The sequence below is a fragment of the Microterricola viridarii genome (genome assembly GCF_900104895.1).
Classification (GTDB): domain Bacteria; phylum Actinomycetota; class Actinomycetes; order Actinomycetales; family Microbacteriaceae; genus Microterricola; species Microterricola viridarii.
Window position 1 is genome coordinate 3720743 of record NZ_LT629742.1, and the last position, 22977, is coordinate 3743719.

Genomic DNA, 22977 nt, shown 5'->3' on the forward strand with positions numbered 1-22977 from the left:
AGAGCACCACCGGCGTAGCGAAGAAAGCGTCGAAGAAAGCACGTCCCCCCAAGCAGAGCAAGCAGGAGCGAAACGCTGAGCTCAGCGAGAACGGCATGACCCACCGCGAGGTGATGCAGGCACTGAGCGGCCTCCTCCTCGGCATGTTCGTCTCGATGATCGCCAGCACCGTCGTCGGCACCTCGATGCCCCTCATCATCGGTGAGCTCAAGGGCGACCAGGCCGCATTCACCTGGGTCATCACCGCCACCCTGCTCGCCACCACCGTGTCGACGCCCATCTGGGGCAAGTTCGCCGACCTGTTCAACCGCAAGCTGCTGCTGCAGCTCTCCATGGTCATCTTCGTGCTGGCCTCGGCGATCGCCGGGTTCTCGCAGGACCCCAGCATGCTCATCACGATGCGCGTGTTCCAGGGCCTCGGCGCCGGCGGCATGGCGGCACTCAGCCAGATCGTCATGGCCGACATCATCAGCCCGCGTGAGCGCGGCAAGTACGCCGGCCTGTTCGGCGCGGTGATGGCCATCGGCACCATCGGCGGCCCGCTGCTCGGCGGCGTGATCACCGACACCCTCGGCTGGCGCTGGAACTTCTTCGTCGCCCTGCCGTTCGCGTTTGTGGCGATCATCCTGCTGCAGCGCACCCTGCACCTGCCCAAGCGCCCCGCGCGCAAGGTGTCGATCGACTACCTCGGCATGGTCCTGATCTCCGGCGGCGTCTCGCTCCTGCTGGTCTGGGTGAGCCTCGGCGGCTCGCAGTTCGAGTGGGACTCGTTCACCAGCATCGCCCTCGTCGCGGCATCCGTGCTGCTGCTCATCATCGCCGTGTTCGTCGAGCTCAAGGCCAAGGAGCCGATGATCCCGCTGGACCTCTTCAAGAGCCGCACCTTCACGCTCTCGGTCGTCGCCAGCATCTCCGTCGGCGTCGCGATGTTCGGCACCTCGGTGTTCCTCAGCCAGTACATGCAGCTGGCCCGCGGCGCGACCCCGACCGAGTCGGGCCTGCTCACGATCCCCATGATGGGTGGACTGCTCATCTCCTCGACCGTGGTCGGTGGCCTCATCAGCCGCCACGGCAAGTGGAAGGGCTTCATGATCGCCGGCAGCGCGCTCAGCGTCATCGGCAGCTACATGCTCACCTTCCTGCACTACGACACCAACTTCTGGTACGTCGGCGTCTCGATGTTCCTGCTGGGTGCCGGCGTCGGCATGGTCATGCAGAACCTGGTGCTCGTCGTGCAGAACCAGACCGCGGCCAAGAACATGGGTGTCGCGACCAGCGCGGTCACCTTCTTCCGCAGCCTCGGCGGCACCATCGGCGTCACGGTGATGGGCTCGCTGCTCGGCACCGTGGTGGCCAGCAACATCAAGGACCACGTGATGAAGCTCTCGCCCGCGAAGCAGGCTGAGGCGATGCAGGCGCTCGGTGATGGCCGCATCCCGCAGGTGAACCTGCTGCCCGACTTCCTGCGCGAGATCGTGGAGAGCGCGTACGGCACCGGTGTCGGCACGATCTTCATGCTCGCCGTGCCGCTCGCGATCGTCACGCTGATCGCCGTGATCTTCCTGCCGAACGCGCAGCTCAGCACGCTGACCTCGATTCAGCGCGCCAAGGCCGAGTCGAAGGGCCAGCCGGATGCCCCCGGTACGCTGAAGCGCGAGATCGAGGATGCCGAAGACGCACTCATCGATGCGGGCGCGGCGACCGCGGCACTGCCGGCGGTCGGACTCGCCCACCCGGCGGACGTGGAGTCCGAGCGGGTGGATGCGGGAGCCGTCGGCTCCGGTCAGAGCAAGACAACCGAATAGGAATGCAGCAGATGAGCCCCGACCACTCCCCGGACACCGACGCGGCGATCGCCGAGGTGGAGGCGCAATTGGGCGTGCTGTTCACGCGCGTTCGCACGATGTGGAAGGTCGGGGCTCAGCGCGTGCATCCCGAGCTGCAGCCGGTGGGCTACAAGCTGTTGGCGTCTCTGGTGCGGTCGGGCCCGTGCCACGCCGGCGCCCTCGCCGAGCAGCTCATGACCGACAAGAGCGTCATCAGCCGTCAGGTGAAGCTGATGGAGGAGCTCGGCCTCCTCGTGAGCGCCCCTGACCCGGCCGACGGCCGGGCCCGCATCCTCACGGCGACGCCGGAGGCCGTGCTGAAGATCAACGCCGTCCGCGACAGCAACAAGGCGCTGCTGCGCTCGCGCCTGGCCGACTGGACCGGCGAGGACCTCGACCGCTTCGCCTCGCTGCTCAGCCGCCTCGCCGAGGTGCCGCTCGGAGAGTAGGCGTCTCGCCGATTACACGCCGCACAGACTGAGCGTCTCGCCGATGGGCGGGGCGCTCAGTTCTCGTTGCGGCCGAACACCAGGAGCCCTGCCATCACGGCGAGCGCCCCGAGCCCGCCGATCAGCAACACGTCGTCGGAGACGTTGATGTTGACGACGGGGCCGGATGCCGCGGCCGGCGCCTCGGCAACGAGCTGCTCCTCCGGCTCCTGCACGTCGGCCTCCTGCTGCCCGGCCCAGCCGTCTGTCCCGTCGTCTGTGAGGGCCGCCGTGGGTGGCTCCGGCAACGGCACCAACGGCACCAGCGGCGGCACGAGGGGCGGGGTGACCCCGCCCTGATCGGGCGCTCCCCCGGCGAGGACGATTGCGCTTGGCGCGCTCAGGCAGCCGAGTGCGGGGGCGGCGTCATCCGGGCCCCTGGTGAGGGCCAGCACCCGGATCGTCTGGCCGAGGTCTGCGCCGCGCACGATGTACTCGCCGCGCGGCGGAGCAGGGGGCGAGGTCGGGGCTGGGGTCGCGGTCGGAGCCGGGGACGGGGTCGCGGACGGCGATGCGGTCGGGGACGGCGACGGAGTCGGCGTCGCGTCCGGCTCCCCCGCGCCCGGCGCGGCCGGCTGAACGATCCACTCGAAGCGCACCCGCGCGCCGTCGAACAGCCCGCCGACGGCCGTCGCGGTGAGCGTCGAGGCGACAACCGGCTCCCCGCTCACCTGCACGTCGACGAGCGCGCAGCGCGGATCCGGGTCCTGCGGCGAGATCGCGGCGGGCTCGGCGCCGCCCGGGGTCGCGGATGTCGCCAGCGCCGGCACGGGAGCCGTGAGCGCGAGGGCCGACGCCACGACGAACGCGCCGGCGGCGAGCGCGCAGAACGCTCGTCGACTGCGCGGCTTCTGCACCTGAATCTCCTGGTTGACCCGGGGAGGCACACCGGTCCGGCGCCCGCGAGTGCGGGCCCAACCCCGCGACAAGGCTAATAGACAGCCGCCGGGTCGCTCGCCGGGACACGGCCCGGCCGGCATCCGCCCCACAGGGCGTCGGCAGATCGGTCCGCGAGCAGATCGGCACGTCGGCGAATCAGGGCGCGAGCGGCACCGTCACGGTGAACACGGTGCGGCCCGGCTCGCTCTGCAGCGCCACCGTGCCGCCGTGCGCCGCGACCACGGCGCGCACCGTCGCCAGGCCCAGCCCGGTGCCGGGCGCCGCGACGGCCTCCGGGCCGTCCTGCCCCGCCCGGAACCGGGACGGGTCGCCGCGCACGAAGCGCTCGAACACACTGCCCTGCACCTCGGGGTCGATGCCCGGGCCGTCATCGCTCACGGTGAGCACAGCCTTGTCGCCGACCCGGTGCAGGCCGAGCTCCACCGTCGTGCCCGGCGGCGTGTGCACGCGGGCGTTGGCGAGCAGGTTCACCACGACCATCTGCAGCCGGCTGGCGTCGCCCTGCACGACGACGGGCTCCTCGTCGAGGTCTGCGCCCCACTCGTGGTCTGGTCCCGTCACCTGGGCGTCACCGAGGGCATCGACCGCAAGCTCGGTCAAGTCAACGGGCAGCGACTCGAGCGCGCGGCCCTCGTCGAGCCGGGCGAGCAGCAGCAGGTCCTCGACGAGCGCGCCCATCCGCCGCGACTCGGACTCGATCCGGGCCAGGGCGTGCGCGGCATCCGGCGGCAGCGCCTCTGGGCTGCGACGGGTGAGCTCGGCGTAGCCCCGGATGGCGGCGAGGGGCGTGCGCAGCTCATGGCTGGCGTCGGCGACGAAGTGGCGCACCTTGCGCTCGCTGGCCTCGCGGGCGGTGAGGGCGGATGCCACGTGCCCGAGCATCCGGTTGAATGCGGCGCCCAGCTGCCCGACCTCTGTGCGCTCGTCGGCGTCCCCGCTCGGCACGCGCTCGGCCAGAGCCACCTCGCCGCGGTCCAGTGGCAGCTCGGAGACGCGGCTGGCCAGCTGCGTCACCCGCTCGAGTGGGGCGAGTGCGGAGTCGATGAGGCGCCGGCCGGCGAGCACGGCGATCGCGACGCCGAAGAGGGCGACGATCGCGATGATCAGCCCGAGCTGGGCCGAGGTGCCCTCCACCGTGGCGAGCGGCAGGGCGATGACGAAGCCGATCGCTGGGCCCTGCGGGCTGACGATGGCGCGGTAGTCGCCGAGCCCGGGCAGGTCGACTGTGTGCGGTGTGCCGTCGGCGGCGACGGTGAGCAGCGCGGCCCGCTGGTCGTCGCTGACGTCGAGCACGCCGCCGGTCTCTGAGATGCGGCCGGCCGACTGCACCGAGTCGCCGAGCAGCACGGCGCCGATCGTGCCGACCGGCTGGCCGGGCACGCTCAACACGAGGCTGGCGTCGTTGCGGCCGGGCAGCGTTCCGCCGGGCGGCGGCCCACCGCTGATACCGATGCGGCCGCGGTCGGCCGCCGAGAACAGCTGGGCGTCCAGGCGGTCCAGCAGGGAGCCGTGCAGGGCAGCGACGCTCACGAGCCCGACGATCATGGTGATCAGCACGAACAGTGCGATGACCCCGAGCAGCAGGCGCCGCCGCAGGGTCAGCGGGGCGCGCAGTGCGTCGAGGGGCGAGGGCCCGGCCGCCGGCCGGGCGGGAGCCCCGGCGGTGGCTGGAGCCTGCGTCATCCGGCCGCCTTGATCATGTAGCCCGCCCCGCGCACCGTGTGGATCATGGGCTCGCGGCCGGCGTCGATCTTCTTGCGCAGGTAGGAGATGTAGATCTCGACGACGCTCTGCCGGCCCTCGTAGTCGTAGCTCCACACTCGGTCGAGGATCTGGGACTTGCTGAGCACCCGGCGCGGGTTGCGCATCAGGAAGCGCAGCAGCTCGAACTCGGTGGCGGTGAGCTCGATCGGCTCGCCAGCCCGACTCACCTCGTAGCTGTCCTCATTCAAGACGAGGTCGCCGACCCGGATCACCGGCTCGCTGCTCTGGCCGAGCGTCGAGCGCCGGATCAGCGCGCGCAGGCGCGCGATCACCTCCTCGAGGCTGAACGGCTTGGTCACGTAGTCGTCGCCGCCCGCCGTGAGGCCGGCGATGCGGTCGTCGAGCGAGTCCTTGGCGGTGAGGAAGAGCACGGGCACCTCGCTGCCGTCGGCGCGCACCCGGCGCAACACCTCCAGCCCGTCGAAGTCGGGCAACATGATGTCGAGCACGATCGCGTCGGGGCGGAACTCGCGTGCCGCCGCCACCGCGCCGCGCCCGTCGCCGGCCGTGCGCACGTCCCAGCCCTCATAGCGCAGCGACATCTTCAGCAGGTCGGTGAGCGAGCGCTCGTCGTCGACGACCAACACGCGCACAGGGCTTCCATCGGCGCGCAGCGGGGCTGCGGCCTGGGCGGCGGCGGTTCTGGTGTCGAAGTTGGGGCTGGTCACGGATCGAGTATGTGCCGTCGAGCTATGAGAATTCTATGAACCAGCTCAGTGGATGCCGCATGGACCCGTCATAGGGTTCTGCCAGCTTCGCCATAGCCACCCGATAGTCGCCCTCCCTAACTTCGGAATCGTGCCGAGGCCGCCCCGCGCCCTCGTTCCCCGCACGATCGACTTTAGGAGCCCCATGTTCTTCACACTTCTCCGGCGCGAGCTCGCCGGGCGACGCAAGCAGACGGTGATCATCGCCGTCGGAATGGGCCTCGCGATCGCGCTGGTGATCGTGGTGAATGCCTTCTCCGCCGGCGTCAAAGACGCGCAGGCGTCGGTGCTGTCCTCCATCTACGGCGTCGGCACCGACGTGACCGTGACCCAGTCGCCCACTCCGCCGAGTGCCGGCGATGCCTCCGGCGGCCCCGGACGCTTCGACTTCGGGGCGGGCGCCGGGGCCACCTCCGACGGCACGACGGCGATCAGCACCTCGCGGCTGGAGGCCTCGCGCGGCACGAGCACCTTCGACGCGGCGACGCTGACCACGGTCGCCGGCATCGACAATGTCGCCGCGGCGTCCGGCACCCTCGCGCTGAACAACACCACGTTCAGCGGCGAGCTGCCCGACATGTCGCAGATGCAGCAGGGCGCGGCGCCCGGCGACGGCGTCACCCCGCCGCAGGGCGGGCCGGACGGCGCGGGCGGCAGCTCCTTCGACGTCGACTCGTTCAGCGTGCTCGGCCTCGACCCGAGCGCGGCAGCGGTCGGCCCGCTCTCCTCCGTGACGCTCAGCGACGGCCGCACCCTCACCGCCGCCGACTCCGACGCCTCGGTCGCGGTGCTCGACGCGGACTACGCCACCACCGCCGGCCTCGCCGTCGGCGACACCATCGCGGTCGGCGACAGCAGCCTCGAGGTCGTCGGCATCGTCAGCTCGAACTCGGCGGATGCCGCGACCGCCGCGAACGTCTACATCCCGCTGGCCGTTGCCCAGCAGCTCTCGGGCCTCGACGGCCAGCTGAGCACCGTCTACGTGCAGGCCGCGTCGTCGAACGACATCGCCCAGGTGCAGAGCGAGCTGGAGGCGGCGCTGCCCGACGCGACCGTCAGCACGCAGGCCGAGCTGGCCTCGAGCGTCTCCGGATCGCTCGCCACGGCGTCCAGCCTCGTCACGAGCCTCGGCCTCTGGCTCTCCGTCGCCGTGCTGTTGGCGGCCTTCCTGCTCGCCATCCTCTTCACGATCTCCGGCGTCAACCGCCGCACCCGCGAGTTCGGCACGCTCAAGGCCATCGGCTGGTCGAACCGGCGCATCGTCGGCCAGGTCGCCGGGGAGTCGACGGTGCAGGGCCTGATCGGTGGGGCCGTCGGCGTCGTGGTCGGCCTGATCGGGGTGCTCGTCATCAACCTCGTCTCCCCCACCCTGAGCGGCGGCGTGGGCGGCACCGGCGGCGGCAACAGTCAGCTGGCGGCCGGCCCCGGCGGTGCAGGCGGCCCCGGCGGGATGCCGGGCGGCTTCGGGCAGGCGGCCTCCGCCGCTGCGTCGACCGACATCACCCTGCAGGCCCCGGTCGCCCTCGGCGTCGTGCTCGTGGCCGTCGGGCTCGCGGTGCTCGGCGGGCTCATCGCGGGGGCGTTCGGCGGCTGGCGGGCCGCGCGGCTGCGCCCCGCCGAGGCGCTCCGCAGCATCGGCTGACCGCTCTCGCCGGCAGGCTCCTCCCGCTGGTTGAGCCTGCCGAAACCCCACCCCCTCCATCGCACACCCCTAAAGGACCCCCACATGTACACGCTCCAGAACGTCTCGAAGAGCTACAAACAGGGCAGCCGCACCGTGACCGCCCTCTCCGACGTCAGCCTCACGATCGCCGACGGCGCCCTCGTCGCCATCCAGGGACCGACCGGCGGCGGCAAGTCGACGCTGCTGCAGATGCTCGGCGCCCTCGACCGCCCGAGCGCCGGAACCGTGCAACTCGGCGACAGCGAGCTCTCCACCCTCGGCGACAGCACGCTCGCCGACATCCGCGCGCACCAGATCGGCTTCATCTTCCAGGGCTTCAACCTCCTCCCCACGCTCACCGCCCAGGAGAACGTGGAGACGGCGCTCGCTCCCCTCGGCCTCGCGGCGGACGCCCGGCGCTCCCGGGCCGCGCAGGCACTGGCATCCGTCGGCCTGGCCGAGCGCGCCGCGCACCGCCCCACCGAGCTCTCCGGCGGCCAGCAGCAGCGCGTCGCCATCGCCAGGGCCCTCGTCAAGGAACCGGCCGTGCTGCTCGCCGACGAGCCGACCGGCAACCTCGACGAGCAGACCCGCGACGAGATCATGGACCTGCTCGAGGGTCTCTGGCGCGACCGCGGCCTGACCCTCGTGCTTGTGACGCACGACTCCGCCGTCGCCGCCCGCGCGGAACGCCGCCTGCACATCGCGGGCGGCACGGTGCGCGAGAAGTAGGCCGGCCTATCGCACCGCGTAGATGTGTAGCTCGCGCCCCTCGGAGTCGTGCACGGTGGAGATCGGGCTCAGGCACTCAGCCTCGAGCGGCTGGTCTGCCACCGCCCACGCGGGGTCGACCTGCTCGTCGATCACCGCGTTGCACGGGTCGATGGTCATGCTCATCAGGCTCCCGACGACTCGTTCGATCTCCGTGGCGGCCCCCGCCGGCGCGGGGATCCACGCGTATTGGGCGTAGTTGTTCCACAGCTCCTCCTGCTCCGGAGCAAGCTGCCGCATCAGATCGGCATCCGGGTAGGGCGTGGTTCCCGAGATGCTCTGCAAGCCGGCGGCGCGCACCTTCGCCACGACGGCGAAGTCGCCGAACACCATGACCCGCGGGTTCCGTCCGTCGAGTGTGCTCTCCTGCATCTCCTGCACGAATGGGTCGTTGCTGTACGGGCCGATCCCCTGTTGCAGGGGGTTGATCGCCGCCCAGCTCGCGAAGGCGTAGAGGCCGAGCAGTACGGATGCCGCCGCAGCGCTCCGCCGATCCATCACCGCAGCGAACAGCACTGCAAGCAGCAGCCCGCTGACGAGCACCAGCCGCAGCGACACCAGCGCGGTGTTCCACGGCATCGCCTGCGCAGACCAGAGCGTCGTCGCGGCGGAGGCGAGGACGGCGAGCAGCAGCCACGGCCAGGCCCATGCCCGCGGGCGCGCACGCACCGTGCTCGCGAGCGCGACCAGGATCAGGGCAGCGAACCCGAGCGCGAGCGCCGTCCTCGACGGCTGCACGCGTTGCAGCTGGGTGATCACGCCCACCCAGTCTGGCAGCGGCAACAGCGTCCAGGCCAGCAGGAGCAGCACGGCGGCCGAGACGCAGACGAGCATCCAGACGGGTTCGCGTTGCTCGCGCACGCCGGACTCGGGTGCACCGGGCCCCACCACCGCACCGCGCCGCCGCAGTTGTCGCACCAGCATCATCACGGCGCCAACCACGAGCAGCAGCACCAGCGGCAGGGGGAACCAGCTCGAGGCCGACTCAGACAGGTTGGCGTACGGCCCAACCCTCCCCTCGGTGCCGAGCGTTGCCCCGGCGTCACCGGTCATCCAGAAGTTGAGCGGCGCCCCCAGCAGCACCTCCAGGGATCCGGTCCCCGCGTGCACGCGGCGCTGTCCCGGGTAATAGGTGCCGGCGACGGCCTGGGTGGCGGCCGAGTGCTGAAGCAGCCAGACAACGGAGATCGTTCCCGCGACGGCAAGCGCGAGCCCCGTCGTCGCGATGAAGCGGCGCCACGGAATCCGCCGGTCGAGGGCGAAGCCGGCCCCGAGAGCCACGATCACCCAGATCAACGAGACCTGCCAGGGCGGGTAGAGGGTCAGCGCGAAGGCCGCCCCGATGAGCCCGGCCGCGGCCGCGAGGACGGCGGCAACGCCACGACGCCGCACAATCCACGAGCCGAGCACCGCCGCTGCGGCAAGCGCTGCGTAGCCGAGGGTGAGCGAGGGCGCGAACCACCAGCCGCTGTACGGGGTGAACGTCGCCGCGACCGCGAAGCCCGCGGAGAGAACGGGGCGCCGCGTCAGCACTCCGAAGAGTGCGAAAGCGCCCCAGAGGCTGAACGCGAAGGACGCCCACCAGATCACGGCGAGACCTCGGCTCGCCCCCAAGAGCACATAGCCCCAGTCCTGCGGCTTGAACAGCGTGCCCCAGTCGAGCGTCGGGCCGCCACCGGCCGCGACGGCCTGGTCGATCTCGGCCAGGCCGATCCAGGCGGTCGTGGGGAGCCCCTGCCCGACCGAGGAGATCGCGTTCGGCGTGCGCAGGATGTATTCATCGCTGCGGATCTCACGCGGAGTGCCCGCGATGAGCCCGTCGGCCTGCGGCGTCGGCGACACGACTCCGATCGATGAACCACTGAGATCGAGGCCGACAAGCGTGCAGAACACCACGAGCACGACAACGGGAAAGAGGCCCCAGCGCAGGAGGCGACGCCACGTCGGCCCGACCTCGGGAACCCTCGGTTGTGAAGCAGCGCCGACTGCTGACGTCAGGTCCTGGGGCACTGAAAGATCCTTCGCTCGTGGCCGCCCTGGTGCTGGCGTTCAGCGTTCGGGCCCATGGACGAGATTACCCGTGCCGGTGCTGACGTCGGCCCGGAGGCGCCGGAGTGCAGCGCCTGCGGCCAACCTACGAAGTCAAGAGTGTCACAGGGTCGTTCAGGAAGATCTGAGCAACCGTGCAGTAGCGCCTTACGAGTGACTGACTTCTCTGCTGACCCCTCGCGGCAGCCACGGACGCGCCGCGAGCGTCAAGCATTTGCTCAGGCGGAGGCAGCGCGCCAGGACGCCATCCGTCACGCGTGCCGCAAATCAGGATCGGGCCAGCGCTGCGGACTTCTGATAGTGCACCCACCGTACTGCTCGTCGGCCAACCGAACGGCAACCTTGACGAACGACCTCGCGACGAGATTGTGGAGTTGCTCGAGGAACTCTGGCGTGACCGAGGCGCGACACTCGTGCTCGTGACATACGGCTCCCATGCTCCACCCACACCGAGCGCCGACCGCCGCATCAGGGCGACAGCGTAGGCAAGCAGAAGAGCGCCTACAAACGAACCTCGCAGAGAGTACGGCGCGCAGCCCCAGAGATACGCAGTGCGACCGCGGATGTCGCCGTGATCCTGCCTCCTTCTGGACTGTGCATTGGGTGCCGCCTTATCGCGACCTAGCAGGTTCGAAACAGGCGCGGTGCCGGCCCCGCCCTTTGAGCCAACATTTCGGCCGCCGACCTAGCTGAGTACCGCCAGCCCGACGGCGCAGACCACCCGCTTCTCCCCGGCGATCTTCCGATTCCAGCTTGCCAGCAGCTCGAACAGTACACGCGCGGGAGTTCGCTTGAGCAGACCGTGGAGGAGCACGATCGCGAGCGAGGCGACCCCCGTGCCGAGTATCGGCGCGAACATGGATATGCCCGGCACACTCGTGAGCGCGGCCCAGCCGAGAACGAAAAACAGCACCCAGAACGCAGGGACATGCAGCACATATGTAGGAAGTGTGCGCTGGCCCTTCCCGACCAGTTCGCCCGCTGGCAGAGCAGCATCACGATGGAGACCCCGCGGTCCTCGACAAAGGCATCTATAACCAGAGGGAGCAGCTCATTCACAAGCGACTCCTTCGAACTTGCGAAAGCACGACCCTGACGAGCGCCAGGACGCCGAGGGCGGCCGTCATCCTCCGCCAGAGGACACCGCGAACGAGAGCGTGACAGCCGGTGCACCCTTCTCATTGCAGCACATAGCGGTGTCCAAAATGCCAACGCCAGGATGAGCCAGGGCAACGTCCTGGGCACGATGAGCTGGGCGATATAGCTGTTGAGCGTATACACGCCACCGGGCCCACCGCCTGCCCGGAGCCATGTGGCGAGTGCGTAGACGCTCAACCGGACCAAGTAGAGATAGTCAGAGTTCGCCGTCGAGACGAAATTGCGGCGATCACGCCGCCCCGCCCTGATCCTGCGCGACAGTAGGAAGCCGCTCATCGCGAAAAGCAAAGGCATCCGAATTGGCATGAGCCGGCCGTTGAATTTGTCCCCCATTGTTGACGCCAATCCCGCACCGACGAAGGGGTCCTACATCCACCCGACGAAGTGCGTGATTGCGACCGCGAGGACGCACTGCCCTCTGGCAGCGTCAATCTAAGCGAGGCGGGTGGTGTGGGATTTGGGTTGTAAGAATCGCGGTGACCGGGGAGGCACGACTGTTCCATCCTTCGGGAAGAGGGAAGTCCGCCGGCAAAAGCCTTGGGCAACGAAACGACAGGAACCCTGGGACCTAGTGAAGGAGACGGGGACGCAGCGTTCGAAGCGGCCCGTGCGCGATGACGTGTCGGCCACTCACCCCCGCGGACTATTCTTGCGCCGACGAGACCTTTCACGCGCTGATCGGCGTGGTCAAGTATCTTCACTTGAAACACCTGACCGAGAAGTTCTTGCGGTCGCTGTCCCCGATTTTCGCAGAGGTGCTCTACGAAGCGCTTAGCGTCAGGCGTGCGACCCGCTTCAAGCTTTCACGTGAGCACGGCGCAGCACAGCTCCATGCACCGTATTGGTTCAGAGTCGTGAGGCGTTCAGCCATATCCAAGCCGCCGTGGACTAGCGTTCTCCGAGTGACTGATAATTTTGGTGCCAGTGCGCCGCACCCGCGCACACGCGCCGAGCATCGAGCGATGCAGCAGGCCGGCGAGATTGACCTCGCAGCGGCCCGGCATGCGCAACGGAAGCCGCAAGCGACTCGCAAGCGAGCCTTGTGGACGGTTGGCGGCGTCCTTATCGTCGCGCTCGCTGCCACCGGATGGGTCGGCTACCGTGCCCTCAGCGCGAAGGACTCCCTCGAAGCCGCGCAGTCCCTCATCGGCACCGTCAAGGATCAGGCGGCCTCCGCAGATTTCGCAGGGATCGCGCAGACGGCAGCGCTTCTAGCCACGCATACGTCCGACGCCGTCACGGCCACTCACGATCCGGTATGGCGCGTGGGCGAGTTCGTGCCTATCCTCGGCAAGAACCTCACCGCCGTGCGCGAGATGTCCGAAGTTGTTGACGCGATTGCGAATGACACAGTCACGCCTCTTGCAGCTGTTGCGGGCGGACTCGGACCGGAATCACTCAAGCCCATAGACGGCCGCATCAACATCGACCCCATAGTTCAACTGAGCGCGGCGATGGACCCAGCTGCGGCGGCCTTTCACGAAGCTGCCACCCGCGGAATGGCCATCGATGTGAGCGGAACGATCGGGCCCGTGAGCGAAGCTGGGGCCTTGCTCTCCGGCATGCTCGGCTCTGCCGATGCCCTCGTTGGCGACGCCGCTTCAATTCTCCAGATCGCTCCCGACCTCCTGGGTGCCAACGGGCCTCGAACCTATGTGCTTGTCTTCCAGAACTTGGCAGAGTCGACGGCTCTCGGCGGCACAGCCGCAGCGCTCACCGAGCTCAAGGTCGATGACGGCGCCATCGAGATTGGCCGACAGGCCTCCAGCGGCGACTTCCCCTGGCGCGATGGGAGCCCGGTGGTCGCACCTGATCCCAACGTCGAGGCAATCTTCGAGCCACTCATGTACACGAGACTGAACCTTTCGACTAGCCGTCCGGACTTCCCCACTGCGGCCGAGATCGCACAGGCGTTCTGGCAGGAGCACATCGGCGGTGATGTCGACGCAGTCATCTCAATCGACCCAGTGGCGCTGTCGCATCTCCTCGGCGCAACCGGACCGATCGCCATGAGCACGGGCGACCAGTTGTCCAAGGAGAACGCCGTCCAGCTGCTCCTCAACGAGATTTACTTCCGTTACCCGCTTGAGGAAATTTCGCGCACCGACGACTTCTTCGAGGAGGCTGCCAAGAGCGTGTTCAATGCGCTGATGAGCCCCGCGACGGATGCCCCAAAGCTCGTATCTGCGCTAGCACAAGGTATTTCTGAGCATCGAATCCTGGCGTGGAGCTCCGACCCGGCGCAGCAGGAAGTCCTCGCGAACTCGCCCATGAGTGGAATCTTGCCTGCCAACAACGATGCCGCGACGACGACCGGGGTCTTTTTCCGGGACATGTCTGCTTCAAAGATGGATTTCTACCTGAAGACCGCGGCGAAACTGAATACCGATGTGTGCACGAGCGCGACGCCGACCTTCACCACAACTGTTGACCTGGCGTCGACCATCACACAGGAGAAGGCCGACGCGCTTCCGGCTTACGTCGCCAGCGGGCTCTGGGGATCCGAGCATTTCCGGACCCAGGTCTTCATCTACGGCCCTCCCGGCACGACGTTGGCCTCCACGGAGATCAACTCGCAAGGCCGACTCACGACCTTCGACTTGGGGGCCGAGGATCTCGGCCGCCCGGTGGCTTCGTTCATGGTCTGGCTCGCGCCGGGGCAGACAAGTCAGGTCACTGCCACGTTTGTCGGTGGAGCAGGCGCCTACGCGACGCCCGAGCTGCGCGCTACGCCAATGCTTCATGCGACCAAACTCGCGGTCGAAGCTGGAGGTTGCGCTCCGTAGGCTCGTTCCGTCAGAACGGCGTCGCGGCGAACGCGCGCGTCCCCTCGTATGAGTGCCCGGACGTAGTAGCGTAGGCCCGGGTAACCATGGGGGAAGATGAACATCGGAACGACCGACGCCGCATCGTTGACGAGATCGAATGAGCAAGCATGAATGGTAAGGCGGGCTCGAGTTTCTCGAAGCTTGTTGGCGCTGGCGTATGGGTTGCAGTTGCGGTCGCGGCCCTCGCCCTCAGCGGGATCCTCGATTCCGGCGACTTCTCGATCATTGCCTCTGTGCCTGTCGTGCTGGCGGCTCTCGCCTATGTGCTCAAAAGCAGCCAATCCGTCATGGTCTCGGCACTCATTGCATCGCTAGTTCTGCTTGCCATTTCCCGATCAGTCCTTACCCCCCAATCGTTGACCACTGCCACTCCAGTTCTGGTTGTCGCTCTCCTTGGACTCGCGTTGGCGATGAGCTGGCGTCGATTGTCAATGCCGCGAAGCACAATCTTCGTCATTGGCCTAGTCGTCCTTCTTATCCTGCCGACAGTCGTGGGCGCCGACTTGGCGACCACCGCCAAAGCGCTCGGGATCGGGACAATGTGGTTTCTCGTCTTCGTGACCGCCGCAAACCTTGGGGTCGACGAGCGCCAATACCTACTCCGTGCCTTCATCGGACTCGCGTGCATCACTGCCGTGATCGCACTGTGCGAGACGCTCACCGAATGGCAGTTTGTGCGAGACTTCGTGGCTGGAAGCGCAACAACCGACTCCTACACGGTTCGCAAGAACCGACTTCTGGGAGACTGGACAAACCGGGCACAGGCTACCTTTGGGTACCCGATCCCCTTTGCGGCCTTCCTCTGCGTCGCACTACTGACGGCGCTTCTCTCGAAGGCGATCCAGCGCCCTGCTGCGCGAGCGGCGATTATTGCGCTTCTTGCATCCGCGATCCTCCTTACCGGCACTCGGTCAGCGATTGCAGCTCTCGCGGCGGGCCTCGCTGTCTACTGCATTTCCCAGCTCATTGCCTCACGCTCCACCGGTGAGCCGCTCCGCAAGCTTGCCGTGCCCCTCGCCGGCACGTCCCTCCTCGTCCTGGCGGGGGTCGCTTTCTTGCTGCGGTCGATTGCAACACAGGATTTCTCGCTTCTGCACCGCAGCAGCATCGTTGAGGCCGCGATCGGGTTGTTCGCTCTTCCGCCCCTGCCCCTGCTTTTCGGCTCGGGGTATAACTCGGCAGCAGAGCTATTTGAGGCCGGCATTCTGCACTCCGACGGTTTGCAGACCATTGACAATGCCTTGATTTCCCTTGTCATCGTTTCTGGGCTCGTCGGCTTGGCCGTCTTCGTGGTGCTGGCGCTCTACTCACTGCGCAATTCGGGGCCGACCGGGCGCGCCGTCATCGCTTCGCTCATCGCATGCTTCCTCTTCTTCGATGTTATGAGCTGGCACGCAATCACCTTCTTGCTTTTCGTGGCCTTCGGGTTTGCCACGCCGACCAGCCCAGCTCCTGCGCGGCCGACGGGGTTCAAGCAACTAGCTCGGGATCTCGTGTCGCCGAGAAGCTTTTAGAGAGATTTGATGCAGACCGAGCCTTCCTCTTCCACCGCACAGCTCACTTCAGCCGTCGTCCTCAACTGGCACGACACTGAGCAGACACTGGATTGTGTCCGTTCATTGCTCGCCGAGCCGCTCGTCGACCATGTCTTTGCCGTCGACAACGACGCAGACGGCGATCTCGGCCGCGCCTTGAGTCGGCTCTCAACCGACAAGATCACACTGATCGAGTCGGTCGAGAACCGCGGTTATTCCGCAGGCGTGAACCTCGGCCTCCGGGCCGCCCTGAGCAATGGGTACTCGAATTTCTTGATGCTCAACAACGATGCGCTCTTGCACCCAGACGCCCTGACCCACCTTTTGCGGGTGCTCCATTCCGCGGAGGACATCGCGATCGTCGCCCCGAAGATCGTGAATCCTGACGGGACGACGCAATCATCAGGATCCCGCCTCAACCGCGTCACCTTCTCGATCGACTCCCTCGCTGCGCCCGGCCAGGCGGATTACCTCACCTGGGCATGCGTGCTCGTCCCACGATCGACCCTCGAGCGCGTCGGACTGCTCGATGAGCGTTACTTCATGTACTGGGAAGATGTCGACTACGGCTTCCGGATTCAGGCCCACGGCGGCCGTCAGGTCGTGGTGCCTGAGGCCGTTGTCTCCCACAACGTCTCGTCGTCGCACAGCAGCGCCGGGGACAAGATTCTCGGCTACTCGGCGCTGGGGCTCTCGACGTTCGGCCAGTCTCACGGTGCCGGGATCAAAGCAGCCGCCTTCATTCGTCTTTGCCTTCGTGCGGCGAAACTGGTCGGGCAGGGTAAAGGCCCCCTCGCCCGCAAGGTGCTGGGCACATGGAGGCTCGCGCGGACGAACTCGGCGCCGGCATATCTCCTCTTTACCGGAAGCTCCAGCGTGAGCGGAGAGGCCTCATGACCCTCAAGCACGATCTCCCCACCACAATCGCAAGGTATTACCGCGGTGCGCGGACCGTCCACATCGAACGCCTGGCGCATTTCACCCCCGGAGACTTCCTTTACTACAAGCCGATGTATGACTTTGACGACGAGCTCGCCCGACGCACTCCCGGCGTGCGGCGCGTCACCTTCGCCCATGTATTCAGTTGTGTTCTTCGTCGGCGCTACGAAGTACTGGAGCTGGCTGAGCCGTTTACGCCCAGCGCGCTGCCTCAGAATCTTGCGCTTGCATTGGCTTCCCGCCTCTCAGCCATCGGCGGGAAGACCCCGACTCGATTCGTCACGTATGCAATCGAGAATGCCGATCTGTCTGCGAAGATCGCTCGCAAGTTTCGAGTTCCGGGCTCGCTTATCACCCCCATCGTCAGCAACCTTGTCTATTTCTGCTATTCGCGCTTCGATCGAATCGCCTTTGGCACGGCTGCAGCCGAGCACAACTACAAGGCACTCCTCGGCACGCGTCGCTTCAACCGCAGTCGACCTGCACACACTCTGATTTGGGGGCTTCCCGCCTCGCAATTGACCGCGTCTCGCACTCGGCCCCAACGCCTCCTTTTCCTGGGAGCACTCGACGACCGCAAAGGCATCTTGCAGCTGATGGACGCGTGGGACGCCGTGTCCCGGCTCGTCCCACAGGCGACGCTCACCATTCTTGGCAAGGGCAAATACGCCTCCCGTGTGGAGCAATGGGCTGAACAGCGCGATGAGGTGAGCTTAATCGTCAACCCGAGCCGTGAGACCATAGGCGAGGAGCTTCTCGCGGGTAAAGCGTTGTTCCTGTTGTCGCAACCATCCGCGCTCTGGAAGGAGCAGATTGGGCTTCCGATCCTTGAGGGGCTCGAGACCGGGCTGGAAATCGTGGCCAGCACTGAAACCGGCGTGGCCGGATGGTTGGCCGATAATGGACATCAGGTACTCGACCCGGATTGCGACACGAAAACAGTGGCCTTAGCGATAGAACGCGCTTTGTCCAGCTCGCGAACTCCCGCTGAAGTAGCAGGCGACCTCCCGAATGTCGATGGGCGATTTGCCGCAGACTGTTGGCTCTTCGAATCCCATACCCTTGCAAGAAATTGAGGGCTGACAGTCATGTGATACCCAAGCTGCACCCACGGCAGATCCAAGGATTTGCGCTCGAACCCGACTCGTAGAATCGTGCCAGTGAACTCCGAAATTCGTTACCCGCTGATTGCCATCGCCTCCTACCGGCGTCCAGATGGACTCCGGGCCCTCCTCCGCTCCTTGGAAAGCGCCTCGAAGGGAACGAATTTTTCGGTAGTGGTTGTCGACAACGATCCTGCTGGGTCCGCGTGCGATGTGTCGCAAGATACTTGCCTTGACCTCGTTTATGTGGTTGAACCCGCACCTGGGATCGCGGCTGCACGAAACCGGGCCCTGACGTTGTTCGGCGCACCCGAGTGCACCGCCGACTCCATAGTGTTCGTAGACGACGATGAACATGTCATACAGGGTTGGCTCGACATACTCACCGATCACGCGAACTCCACTGGAGCTGCAGTTGTAACCGGGCCCGTTGAGTCAGTTTTCCCTCCGCACGCCCCCCGGTGGGTCGTGAAGGGCGGCTTCATTCAGCGGCCCGAATGGCCGAACCGCGCGAAGTTGCGCGCGGGAGCGACTAACAACACCCTCGTCAAGAAGGAGAGCTGGCGGAGCGCGGGCTCACCCCGTTTTGACGATTCGTTCTCACTCACAGGGGGGAGCGATGCGAAGTTCTTCTCCGTGTTCCTCAACTCCGGACTCGAGATTGAGTACTCACAAGCGGCGCGAGTATTCGAACCGGTCCCTGATGAACGCATGACCCTTAAATGGTTGTCGCGGCGCGCATTCCGCAACGGCGTAGTTCTGGGCCGCTTGGGAAAGGCGAAACGGGGCGTATTGCTCACGCTCGGCCAAGGCGGATACTACGTGCTTACAGGAACCGTGCGCGCTGCCGCGGACGCGCTCCGAGGTCGTGGGCTCCAATCCTCATCGTTCAACAAGACCATTAATGGAGTGGGCGTTATCTCCTCACTCTTTGGATTTCACGTCCATGAGTACCGCCGCAAGTCGGGCGACTGACCACGCGCATTCGAAGGCCAAACGCCTTGTGCCCACAGTGACCAATCGTGGGCGTCAAGACTTCGATTTGAGGGATTTGTACTGCTCCGAGTAAGCGCCACCAATCAATCGCCAGTCCCGATCCTGGAAAATAGGATATTGACTGCGAGTCCGAGCGCGCAGCTCTGAAACCGCACCCATTAGAGAAGAAGTCGTGAGCTCGCCCTCAAGGCAGTACACCCATTCGGGACCCACCTCCTGCTGAAGCTCGAGCATTGTGGCCGAAGTAGCACAAATGATCGGACGACCCAGCGTCAGCGCAAGAATCGCGGCCCCGGAGTTGTAGATCCTCTTGTAGGAGAGAACAACGAACTCCGACTGCTGGATTTCGCAGACGAGCTCTGCGTCGGAAAGACGTCCGTAGGAGAACTCAATGTTGGGGTGGCCAGAGGCCTGCGCTCGCAGCTCCTCGCCATAGCTCTCAGGCTGGGGCCTGCCTACTACGCGCAATGCAAACGGTTCGATCCCGACTGCAGCTCCCTGTGTTGCGCTGATGAGAGAGCCAATGCCTTTATAGGGACGAAGGAGCCCAAATGCAAGCATCCGGCCCGGGACTACTTCAGAAGGATTGCTTGCGTTCTCTGCAGCGACTTTGGCGTAATCCCCGTGCTTAATGACCACTGAACTCGCCGAGTCGGTGTCGACCTGTGCCGCCTCCGAGAGGAACACACGAAGGTCACAAGATCGGGCCCAAACACGGAGCGCTGCCGCGCGCGCGCGTCCTCCCCTCTCGTGTGGATCTAAATTGTGCACAGTCCAAACGTGCCGTATTCGGCGCACCTTGTTCCAAGCGATCAACATGCGCAATTCCAGGATCTTCAGCGCGCGGCGGCTTGGCGTTGGCGCTAGAAGGAGTGCATCTGGCCAGTGCACGTGAAGCAGATCGTACGAAGACAGGAATGCACGCCTCCACGTGAACTCCCGAACTTCGATATCACCATCGAGATTCTCGATCAGCACCGAAATGAACGGATTCGAGATTCTTGGTCCAGGCGACATGAGCACTCGTACAACCACTTCGCCCTCCTAATGTCAATGAATTACAGCAGTCCGGTCGCCGTACGGGTCGTGGCCCAGCCACACCGAGTCACGCCGTCGTCGTGCCCCAGAGGTCGAAGGGAAACGCATCTCGAAGGGGAGTCGGATCCCACTCGGGCAATGGTTCTCCGCCGAGCTGCAACGCTTCCGCAATCGAGTTTGCTGGCGTGAAAGCGGTGCGGCCTGTTCCCTGGTAGTAGTCCTGGTATTTGAAAAGTGGCTCGGTGTTCGACAAAACGAGTCGAGCAGGAATCCCAAGACTCTCCGCAATCACGATTCCGTGAAGCGATGAGCCCACCACCAGGTCACTAGCGGCGATCTTGCCGATGACGTCCCACAGCTGCCCCCTAGGATCAACCGTTTGAGCATCCTGCGAAGAAAGATGGAAGTCATGGAAGTTGGGTACTACTGAGAACCTGCACTGTCCGTGCGTCGCAGCCAACTCATTCCTGCTCCAGAGCTGGCCGACCAACAGGCCAGGATCGCCGAAGACAGACGGAACGGCGATCCCGCTATCCTCCAAGATGCGTTGCGTGAGCGGGCCCCTGACAGCCCTGACGTCAAGCTTGTCGAAGGAGTACTCGGATGTCAGCTTCTTGCCGTTGACGCCTGCGCCCCAAATGCTGTCGCCCTCGTTCGCTAGGTGCAAGATTGAGCCGACTGCAAGTAGCCGGTGTGATGCACCCGTCTTCTGCTGCGCGACGCCCGCTCTCTTGAGCATTTCCTTGACAATGACGGGACCGAGCAAATCGCCGAAGTTGTTCAATCGCGGCCCAAAGCGCGCCAACCGCCCTCTATAGAGGGGGCGCCGAGGGTTCCAGTGCACTACTTCGACTGACAACGTACTCCCTCAATAAACAGCAATCGCTGCTCTAGCCTAGCGTTGAGGCGGTGCTGACCTGATTGCCCCCGCTTCGTGGCCCACCGCGCACAGCGGTCCTGGCCTCGACGGGAGAGTGATCGCCGCGCTCTGCACGACAGCCGGAGCGTTCCGCGCAAGGGAAGCTTGCGTGTACCGCACCGCCCGAGGGACCCGATCTCGATCTGCACCGGAATGCAGGGTGCCCCAGCAGCGGAGCCTTCAGGAAGCGGGAAGGAAAGCCGGGAGGCCTCAAGCGATAGGATGAATGCTGCGGCCACGCTTCACAGCACGTGGAATGCCCATCTTCGATGAGGCCGCATGGGGCACGCTGGCTCCGGTCGGTGGCGTTGTGGCGAATGACGGTCGACAGCGTTGCGCATATGAGAGGAAAGTGTGCTTCTAAGCGAGAGTGATTCGCAATACCTGCACGGACTGAGGGACGCAACGGAGCAGACGCTGCGCAGGGCAATTGGCAATGCGGTCGACGTCGCCCTCCTCGACGCACCGAACCAGACAAATGTGGGCGATTCTCTCATCTGGGCGGGCGAGATGGCGTACCTGCGCCGTATGGGCTTCCGCCTGCGATACGTCGCCGACATGAGAACCTATGATCCAGCGGAACTTCGTCGGGCGATGCCGTCGGGCGTGGTCTTGCTTCACGGTGGCGGTAATTTCGGAGATCTCTGGCTCGGACACCAGAACCACCGTGAGCGCATTGCCAAGGATCTTCCCGACTATCGGCTGGTTCAGCTTCCCCAGTCCATCTACTTCGGATCCCCGGAACGCGCAGTTCAGGCAGATGCGATCATCGGCGCGCACCCGGACTTTCACCTTCTCCTGCGTGATTCGCTCTCTATTGAACGCGCAAGCAATCTTCTGCCGAGCCTCACACCCATTTTCTGTCATGACATGGCCCTCGGCTATGAGCCGCCCGCAACCACCCGGACTCCTTCACGTCCGTCGCTTCTGATCATCGCCCGCCAGGACAAGGAAGCGATGTCAGGGCTCCATGAAGTAGGCGACGATTGGATTCCTCGCCTATCGGTCACGAGCACGGACTGGCACAGTAAAGGCTGGCTCGCAATCCGATGGCAGATTGCTCGGCGGGCGATGAAGCTTCAGCACCGGCTTGTCCGATATCGTCGGCGGCTGAAGTTCGTTCCGACGCTCCCACAATGGTTCGTGCAGTCCTTGATTGCCTCCCTCAACGACATCAATATCGCGGGGGCGCTGCGGCTCTACTCTTCTGCGCAGGTCGTGGTGGTCGACCGGCTCCACGCCCATGTGCTCGCAGTGCTGCTGGGCATGAATCACGTGGCGCTCGACAACAACTACCGGAAGATCGGGGCAGTGTTCGAGGACTACACCGGTAGGTTCACGACCGCGAGGTACGCGACTGATACTGAATCCGCTCGCCAGTACGTCGAGGAGCTGACGGCAATCTGATGTTGGCTTTTGTTACCACACTTCGACACCCGCAGAATTCCGTGAGTTATGGCCGCGTCGAGGAACTGCTCCAGAACACGCTGAAGTCAGTCGCTCAACAATCATCTGATGATTACGTCATCGTAGTTGTCGGGAATAAGCGCCCCGCTTTTGAGCTGCCCCCACGCACTCATTTCGTCGAGGTGGACTTTCCGCCGCCGGCCCCGCCAACCGGCGCGCAGACCGCCCGAGCACCGTTCGTCTGGGACAAGGGGACAAAACTGGGCATCGGTCTCATTGCTGCTCGACAATTCGCACCGACCCACGTGATGAGTTTTGACGCGGATGATTTCGTCCACCGCGGCCTGGCCGCCACCGTTCGCGACCAACCGGATCATACTGGTTGGGTGGTTCGAGACGGATGGATGTATTCGCGCGCGCGCAACTCGTACGTACCGCAATCTGACTTCAATCGCGCCTGTGGAACCTCGTTCATCGTTCCCTTCGAAGCTTTTGGCGTGCCAGACAACCTCGACACGAGCGCTTCGCAGGAACAGGTGGCGGCAGGTTTCGGCGAGCGTCTCTCGGCGATAATGGGTGCTCATCGGGACGCTGATGCTTGGTATCGCGAGCATGGTCGAACGCTTGAGGCATTCCCGTACCCGGCAGCCGTTTACCACGTCGATACCGGAGAAAATCACTCAGGAAAGTCGCTCGCTGCAGGCATCGCGCGCCCGCTCGATGCTCGCATAGAGCGGGACTTCGGCATCCGCCCGTCCCGCGGACGCATGTCGACGATCTGGGCGGCCACCGGCCCTCGCGCTCTGTGGGAAGAAGTTGTGAAGAAGAGTCGTCCGCTCCGCAAACGGCTGGCTGCGTTTAGATCGAAGGCCGCGTGAGCAGCATA

18 protein-coding genes are annotated in these 22977 nt (G+C 65.5%); 11 read left to right on the forward strand and 7 right to left on the reverse strand.

The features are described from left to right. The first annotated feature begins 95 nt into the window (after positions 1-95). Together BLT62_RS17090 and BLT62_RS17095 are read left to right on the forward strand one after the other, a co-directional pair. The gene (locus tag BLT62_RS17090) at positions 96-1805 is read left to right on the forward strand and encodes an MDR family MFS transporter (RefSeq protein ID WP_083365550.1); all 1710 of its coding nucleotides are present in this window, start codon (positions 96-98) and stop codon (positions 1803-1805) included. Positions 1806-1816: 11 nt separating this feature from the next. Further along, complete coding sequence (locus BLT62_RS17095; RefSeq protein WP_172829743.1) at positions 1817-2275, forward strand: MarR family winged helix-turn-helix transcriptional regulator; 459 nt, start codon at positions 1817-1819, stop codon at positions 2273-2275. 56 nt (positions 2276-2331) lie between these two features. Here the strand turns inward: BLT62_RS17095 and BLT62_RS18020 are convergent, their stop codons facing one another. From BLT62_RS18020 to BLT62_RS17120, 3 genes are all read right to left on the reverse strand, one after another. After that, positions 2332-3171 (reverse strand): hypothetical protein, encoded by an 840-nt coding sequence (locus tag BLT62_RS18020; RefSeq protein WP_156786411.1) that lies wholly within the window; start codon positions 3169-3171, stop codon positions 2332-2334. A gap of 178 nt (positions 3172-3349) precedes the next feature. Further along, positions 3350-4897, reverse strand: a complete 1548-nt coding sequence (locus tag BLT62_RS17115; protein WP_083365153.1) for a sensor histidine kinase — start codon at positions 4895-4897, stop codon at positions 3350-3352. Then, complete coding sequence (locus BLT62_RS17120; protein ID WP_083365154.1) at positions 4894-5646, reverse strand: response regulator transcription factor; 753 nt, start codon at positions 5644-5646, stop codon at positions 4894-4896. Before BLT62_RS17120 ends, BLT62_RS17115 begins: the two co-directional genes overlap by 4 nt. Positions 5647-5830: 184 nt before the next feature. Here BLT62_RS17120 and BLT62_RS17125 point away from each other — a divergent pair, with 184 nt between their 5' ends. Both BLT62_RS17125 and BLT62_RS17130 read left to right on the forward strand, forming a co-directional pair. Continuing rightward, positions 5831-7327, forward strand: coding sequence for an ABC transporter permease (locus BLT62_RS17125; RefSeq protein WP_083365155.1), 1497 nt, complete (start codon positions 5831-5833; stop codon positions 7325-7327). 84 nt (positions 7328-7411) lie between these two features. Next, on the forward strand, positions 7412-8080 hold the full coding sequence (locus BLT62_RS17130; protein WP_083365156.1) for an ABC transporter ATP-binding protein: 669 nt from the start codon (positions 7412-7414) through the stop codon (positions 8078-8080). Between the two features lie 6 nt (positions 8081-8086). Here the strand turns inward: BLT62_RS17130 and BLT62_RS17135 are convergent, their stop codons facing one another. Both BLT62_RS17135 and BLT62_RS17140 read right to left on the reverse strand, forming a co-directional pair. Further along, complete coding sequence (locus tag BLT62_RS17135; protein ID WP_156786412.1) at positions 8087-10129, reverse strand: DUF7657 domain-containing protein; 2043 nt, start codon at positions 10127-10129, stop codon at positions 8087-8089. 724 nt (positions 10130-10853) lie between these two features. Beyond that, positions 10854-11105: a hypothetical protein gene (locus tag BLT62_RS17140; RefSeq protein ID WP_156786413.1), complete on the reverse strand. Its 252-nt coding sequence runs from the start codon at positions 11103-11105 to the stop codon at positions 10854-10856. A gap of 1123 nt (positions 11106-12228) precedes the next feature. Here BLT62_RS17140 and BLT62_RS17145 point away from each other — a divergent pair. The 5 genes from BLT62_RS17145 (at position 12229) to BLT62_RS17165 (ending at position 18706) form a co-directional block, all read left to right on the forward strand. Continuing rightward, a complete protein-coding gene (locus BLT62_RS17145) occupies positions 12229-14112 on the forward strand; it encodes a DUF4012 domain-containing protein (RefSeq protein WP_172829744.1) in 1884 nt (627 codons plus the stop codon). A 149-nt stretch (positions 14113-14261) separates the two neighbouring features. Continuing rightward, entirely contained in the window at positions 14262-15668 is a 1407-nt protein-coding gene (locus BLT62_RS17150; protein ID WP_083365160.1) for an O-antigen ligase family protein, read from the forward strand. A 9-nt stretch (positions 15669-15677) separates the two neighbouring features. Continuing rightward, a complete protein-coding gene (locus BLT62_RS17155; RefSeq protein ID WP_083365161.1) occupies positions 15678-16586 on the forward strand; it encodes a glycosyltransferase family 2 protein in 909 nt (302 codons plus the stop codon). Beyond that, on the forward strand, positions 16583-17704 hold the full coding sequence (locus BLT62_RS17160; RefSeq protein ID WP_172829745.1) for a glycosyltransferase: 1122 nt from the start codon (positions 16583-16585) through the stop codon (positions 17702-17704). The genes BLT62_RS17155 and BLT62_RS17160 overlap by 4 nt, the downstream gene beginning before the upstream one ends. A gap of 84 nt (positions 17705-17788) precedes the next feature. Continuing rightward, positions 17789-18706: a glycosyltransferase family A protein gene (locus BLT62_RS17165; RefSeq protein ID WP_172829746.1), complete on the forward strand. Its 918-nt coding sequence runs from the start codon at positions 17789-17791 to the stop codon at positions 18704-18706. 54 nt (positions 18707-18760) lie between these two features. Here the strand turns inward: BLT62_RS17165 and BLT62_RS17805 are convergent, their stop codons facing one another. Both BLT62_RS17805 and BLT62_RS17170 read right to left on the reverse strand, forming a co-directional pair. Then, positions 18761-19762 (reverse strand): glycosyltransferase family protein, encoded by a 1002-nt coding sequence (locus tag BLT62_RS17805; protein ID WP_156786414.1) that lies wholly within the window; start codon positions 19760-19762, stop codon positions 18761-18763. 70 nt (positions 19763-19832) lie between these two features. Then, on the reverse strand, positions 19833-20549 hold the full coding sequence (locus BLT62_RS17170; protein ID WP_156786415.1) for a polysaccharide pyruvyl transferase family protein: 717 nt from the start codon (positions 20547-20549) through the stop codon (positions 19833-19835). Positions 20550-21038: 489 nt separating this feature from the next. On the opposite strand from BLT62_RS17170, the gene BLT62_RS17175 reads away from it, so the two are divergent. After that, positions 21039-22091, forward strand: coding sequence for a polysaccharide pyruvyl transferase family protein (locus tag BLT62_RS17175; RefSeq protein ID WP_083365164.1), 1053 nt, complete (start codon positions 21039-21041; stop codon positions 22089-22091). Beyond that, positions 22091-22969 carry a glycosyltransferase family 2 protein gene (locus tag BLT62_RS17810; RefSeq protein WP_156786416.1) on the forward strand — a complete coding sequence of 293 codons (879 nt, stop codon included), beginning with the start codon at positions 22091-22093 and terminating at the stop codon, positions 22967-22969. The genes BLT62_RS17175 and BLT62_RS17810 overlap by 1 nt, the downstream gene beginning before the upstream one ends. Positions 22970-22977: the final 8 nt, after the last annotated feature.

Excerpts from the sequence above, each read along its gene's own strand:
- BLT62_RS17150 (WP_083365160.1), top strand. The coding sequence starts at position 14,262 with ATGAATGGTAAGGCGGGCTCGAGTTTCTCGAAGCTTGTTGGCGCTGGC.
- BLT62_RS17115 (WP_083365153.1), bottom strand. The coding sequence starts at position 4,897 with ATGACGCAGGCTCCAGCCACCGCCGGGGCTCCCGCCCGGCCGGCGGCC.
- BLT62_RS17130 (WP_083365156.1), top strand. The coding sequence starts at position 7,412 with ATGTACACGCTCCAGAACGTCTCGAAGAGCTACAAACAGGGCAGCCGC.
- BLT62_RS17810 (WP_156786416.1), top strand. The coding sequence starts at position 22,091 with ATGTTGGCTTTTGTTACCACACTTCGACACCCGCAGAATTCCGTGAGT.
- BLT62_RS17160 (WP_172829745.1), top strand. The coding sequence starts at position 16,583 with ATGACCCTCAAGCACGATCTCCCCACCACAATCGCAAGGTATTACCGC.
- BLT62_RS17155 (WP_083365161.1), top strand. The coding sequence starts at position 15,678 with ATGCAGACCGAGCCTTCCTCTTCCACCGCACAGCTCACTTCAGCCGTC.
- BLT62_RS17125 (WP_083365155.1), top strand. The coding sequence starts at position 5,831 with ATGTTCTTCACACTTCTCCGGCGCGAGCTCGCCGGGCGACGCAAGCAG.
- BLT62_RS17090 (WP_083365550.1), top strand. The coding sequence starts at position 96 with ATGACCCACCGCGAGGTGATGCAGGCACTGAGCGGCCTCCTCCTCGGC.
- BLT62_RS17095 (WP_172829743.1), top strand. The coding sequence starts at position 1,817 with ATGAGCCCCGACCACTCCCCGGACACCGACGCGGCGATCGCCGAGGTG.